The following is a 2,741-nucleotide window of genomic DNA, read 5'->3' as shown; positions in this document are numbered from 1 at the left end:
AAATAGTGTGGAAAAGAAGTAATGCACATAATGATGCTAAGAGGTATGGAGCAATACACGATATAATACTTTTTTATACAAAAACAGATAAATATATATGGAATAAAGTTTATAGCCCATATGAAGAAGGTTACATAAACAAATTTTATAAATATAAAGATGAAAATGGTAGTTATCAATTAGATAATTTGAGTAATCCGCATCCTAATGGATATAAATATGAGTATAAAGGGTATCCTTGTCCTGAGAATGGTTGGCGATGCCCGATTGTAACTATGGAAAGACTTGAGAAAGAGGGGAAATTACATTTTCCAAAAGATAAAGAACAAAGAATACGTAGAAAAAGGTATTTGCATGAGGCAGAAGGAGTTGTACTGCAAGATATAATAACAGATATTAAACAATTACAAGGTCAATCCAAAGAGAAATTAGGCTACCCAACCCAAAAGCCTATAGCTTTACTAGATAGGATAATACGAGCCAGCACGGGGGAGGGTGCTACAATATTTGACCCTTTCTGCGGATGCGGAACGGCAATTTATGCAGCCCATTTAAATAACAGAAATTGGATAGGATGCGATATTGCTATTTTATCAGTCAAACTAATTCAGAACACCTTAAAAGAGCGATACAATCTATTAGAAGATAAAGATTATGAAATATCAGGAATACCTACCTCAATGGAGGGAGCGACAATGTTATTCAAGCAAGACCCTCACCAGTTTCAGCATTGGGCTGTAGAATATGTAAACGGCTTTTGTTCTAATAAAAAGAGTAATGATAAAGGTGTAGATGGAAAAATCTATATAGATACCGGCAAGAAAAATCAATACCAGCATATGATAATCTCTGTTAAGGGAGGGAAAACCATTACCAGTGCAAATATCAGGGAACTAATAGGAACTATCAACTCTCAACAAGCATTAATGGGAGGGTTTATCTGTTTAAGTGAACCAACTAAAGGAATGCTGGAAGAAGCTGGGAAACAAGGGATGATAGAGGTAAACGGCTATAAATATCCTAAAGTACAGCTTCTAACAGTAAAACAAATGTTGGTAGAAAAAAAGCTCTTTACTATACCCAATGCCCTAACCCATAAAGATAAAACAAATCAATTTAAAATGTATATTTAATTAGATAAAAGTGGTCATGGTACTAAAAGGACATCTAAGAAGAGGTTAGGATACTATTTTATATCTTTAATATCCAGTTCTAGCATGGTTTTACACCGTTTACACTTACATTCAATGCAATTATTTATTACTTTACATAACATAGCTTTACAAGTAGGGCATCTTGCTTCTAAGTGGTTTAATTTGTTGATTAATAGGGTGTATTTTTGATTTTTTATTAGTTTTTTCATAGAATACCTCTTTATTGTTACAATAAAATTGGTACTCTAGGTACTCTAAGTGAGTTTTTAACTCTTTCTTAAGTTTATAATAAGTTGCTTATTCTTTTCAACTATTTCTTTAACAGATAGTTTGGAATTAGTTTCAAGCTCTCTTGCCACTATGTCATAAATGCCTAAAAAGTAGGCTCCATTTATAGTTAATTCTTCTTTCTGTGCTAAATTAAAAGCATGTTCAAATACTTCATTGAATAAATTAATATCTAGTGATTCTTCCTCAAAACTTTTTCCTAATACTAAATAGTCTAGTGAGATATTGCCTGCTTCACATACTTTTTTTATGCTATATAATGCTGATAGATTCTTTCCATGAGCCCAGCGATTTATAGTAGACCTACTTATCTTGCTAGCCTTTGCTAGATTATCTTGAGAGCCAAATTTCAAAGTAATTAGTTTTTGTAATTTTATTTGTAAATTTCTTATAAATTCTGCTTCTTCTAAGTCTAACTTCTCATCCATTTTATATATTTTTCTCATATATGAAAATAATAGTTGACATTATTTCATTTTTGCACATATTATACCCATATATGAACAAGTTATTATTTACTTAAGTAAATAATACTAACAAAAGTAAATAAAAAAAAGGTAAACAAAAATGAAAGCAGAAAAAATCAAGTATTTGTTAAGTTTAAAAGGATTTACATTATCAGATTTAGATAGAATAAGTGGTTTTAGACATAGTACTTGCAGTAATGCAATTAATTTGCCACATAAGAAAGCCGAAAAAATTATTGCTAATGCTTTGGGGATCCATCCTAAAGACATTTGGAAAGATAGATATGATGATTTAGGGAACAGATTAAAGCCCCAACCAAAAGGAGCTTATATGTATAAAAGAAAAATAGATATAAAAGACTCCATAGATATTAAAAAATCACTGGGTAATGGAGTCTAAAAGTGGATAAAAAAGCTAAGACTCCATTGGCAGAAAATAAGCCTTTAATGGAAAATAAGCAAAAAAGCAATGGAGTCTTAAATGAGTGGTTTGGTTCAGAGAAATTAGCAGGGTTAAGAGGGCTACCAAAATTTCGAGATGGTATTAGAAACATAGCAAATAAGGGGCAATGGCAATTTAGGAAAGCAGTTGGAAAAAAAGGCTATGAGTACCACTTCTCATCGTTACCTTTAGCAGCGAGGTTAGAGTTAATAACGAAGTTAGGGATAAAGGAGGGTCTGGAAGTTAAAGTAGAGAATCAAGAAACAAAAGAGAAAGCTAGTAAGGAATATAGCGAATTAGTAGCAAAATCAGGAAATAGTGAGCTGACCCTAAAGAAAATAAAGGAAGCAAAAGTAAAAGAGATGGTAATAGAAAAGATAGAACTACTAA

The 2,741-nt window shown here is 31.6% G+C and carries 4 protein-coding genes; 3 read left to right on the top strand and 1 reads right to left on the bottom strand.

What is annotated here, in order from left to right; translation table 11 throughout:
• Positions 1-1,133: DNA methyltransferase (locus tag ACQCX0_RS02030; RefSeq protein WP_462562491.1), on the top strand; the 1,133-nt coding region annotated here is incomplete at its 5' end.
• Between the two features lie 287 nt (positions 1,134-1,420).
• Here the strand turns inward: ACQCX0_RS02030 and ACQCX0_RS02025 are convergent.
• Complete coding sequence (locus ACQCX0_RS02025) at positions 1,421-1,870, bottom strand: helix-turn-helix domain-containing protein (protein ID WP_462562490.1); 450 nt, start codon at positions 1,868-1,870, stop codon at positions 1,421-1,423.
• 139 nt (positions 1,871-2,009) lie between these two features.
• On the opposite strand from ACQCX0_RS02025, the gene ACQCX0_RS02020 reads away from it, so the two are divergent.
• Together ACQCX0_RS02020 and ACQCX0_RS02015 are read left to right on the top strand one after the other, a co-directional pair.
• The gene (locus tag ACQCX0_RS02020) at positions 2,010-2,309 is read left to right on the top strand and encodes a helix-turn-helix domain-containing protein (RefSeq protein ID WP_462562489.1); all 300 of its coding nucleotides are present in this window, start codon (positions 2,010-2,012) and stop codon (positions 2,307-2,309) included.
• A 2-nt stretch (positions 2,310-2,311) separates the two neighbouring features.
• On the top strand, positions 2,312-2,741 hold a 430-nt coding region (locus ACQCX0_RS02015; RefSeq protein ID WP_462562488.1), incomplete at its 3' end, for a DNA-binding protein.

Source organism: Candidatus Hepatincolaceae symbiont of Strigamia maritima, from assembly GCF_055505085.1.
Note: the sequence above shows the minus strand (reverse complement) of the source record. Positions and strands in the feature narration are given on the sequence as shown.

Excerpts from the sequence above, each read along its gene's own strand:
- ACQCX0_RS02025 (WP_462562490.1), bottom strand. The coding sequence starts at position 1,870 with ATGGATGAGAAGTTAGACTTAGAAGAAGCAGAATTTATAAGAAATTTA.
- ACQCX0_RS02020 (WP_462562489.1), top strand. The coding sequence starts at position 2,010 with ATGAAAGCAGAAAAAATCAAGTATTTGTTAAGTTTAAAAGGATTTACA.